Raw genomic sequence first — 1627 nt, forward strand, 5'->3', positions numbered from 1 at the left:
GCGCAGACATAGAAGCTCACAGCAGTTCATCGTGTCCGCTACCGATAGCCGACCGCTAAGCTGCTTCGCCAGATGGGGTCTGCTTGTCGCTTACACTACACCCCCTGTTGCCAACACTAATCGAAGCGATGGAACGTCATGGACACGGCGATATGAATAGCGAGACGCGCCGGCGACTCTTGACGATGAGCCCAGCGACGATTGATCGGGTCCTCAAGGAGATTAAAGCGAGCGCCACGGGTCCGCGGCGCCGGAAAGGATCAACAGCGATTCGGCGTAGTGTTCCCGTTCGAACCTTCTCGGATTGGGATGACCCCGCACTTGGCTTTGTCGAAGCTGACCTCGTTTCTCATTCCGGCCCGTACGCTGGGGTGCCTTCTCGCAAACGCTGGTGTTGACAGATATAGCCACGGGCTGGACGGAATGCGCGCCGCTGCTGGTTCGCGAGCAAACGGTACTGATCACTGCGTTGGCCGAACTGCGCAAGTTGCTGCCGTTCCCGCTGCTGGGCTTCGACACCGATAACGACAGTGTGTTCATGAACGAGAGTGTTCATGAATATTGCTTGCGCGATAATATCGAACTTACCCGTTGCCGCCCTTACCGAAAGAATGATCAGGCATTTGTCGAGCAGAAGAATGGCGCAATCGTGCGCAAGATCGTTGGATACCGAGGCTTCGAGGGGCTGCGAGCCACTCGGGAGCTGGCCAAGCTTTATTCGTCAATGCGGTTGTTCGTGAATTTCTTTCAGCCATCATTCAAGCTGAAAGAAAAGCACCGTGACGGAGCCAAGGTGATCAAGCGCTATCATCGTCCTGCCACACTCTTCCAGCGGCTGCTTGACGACCCACGCACGCCGGAGGATACATGCCTTTGGCTCAAGGCGATGTACCTGACGCTCGAAGACTTTCTTTCTGGCTTACGGATTGCTTGGCGTGGTGGTGAAGTGAAACCGACTGCCCGCTCCAAGCCAGCGGCCAAGCGAGAGCGGCGGAGACCCGATCCTCTACTCGCCGTCACTGCCGAACTCGAGGAATGGTTCGAGGCGGAGCCTTGGCGAACTTCGCGAGAGTTGCTTGAACGCTTGCAGGTCAAATGCCCCGGCGTGTATCCCGACGGCCTCATTCGGACCGTGCAGCGCCGAATGAAAATCTGGCGCAGTACACAGGCCAATGCGCTGGTGTTCGGGCCATTCGCCGATGCCGCGCGGCAGACGGAAAGTATAGAGGTCGGGCAGTGAGATCATTACCGAACAATACAGGATCGTCATCCGCGCTCTTACCGCCAGGTTGGCCTTCGACAACCGACCCCACCGGAAAACATGATGACCGCCCGCGAAGCCGCCCGCTCGCTACAGCGCTATTGAGAGGCGCGCTCGCGAGCGGCTTCGCTACCTCCGTCACCTGCACCAGGTGCGGGGATACGATCGGAACAACCCGTGAGGCATTCGAAAACATCGAGTGAGGCAACGACATTATTCTCCGGGAACACTCTTGGGTGAGGCAATACGGCGTCTCATCCTGATCGCCGCGCCATAGGTCGCATAACTATCAAGCGCGCAACGGGTTCTGTCAGCAGCTACACCGCATATGGTTCCGTTGCCTGAGGCGGCGAAATCAGAAAGGCC

1 pseudogene is annotated in these 1627 nt (G+C 57.8%); it reads left to right on the forward strand.

Annotated features, from left to right (window positions below):
* Window positions 1–71: 71 nt before the first annotated feature.
* Window positions 72–1240: pseudogene (locus GA0061105_RS32060) on the forward strand (transposase); the annotation flags it as partial.
* Between the last annotated feature and the right edge of the window lie 387 nt (window positions 1241–1627).

The organism is Rhizobium aethiopicum, from assembly GCF_900094625.1.
GTDB lineage: Bacteria > Pseudomonadota > Alphaproteobacteria > Rhizobiales > Rhizobiaceae > Rhizobium > Rhizobium aethiopicum.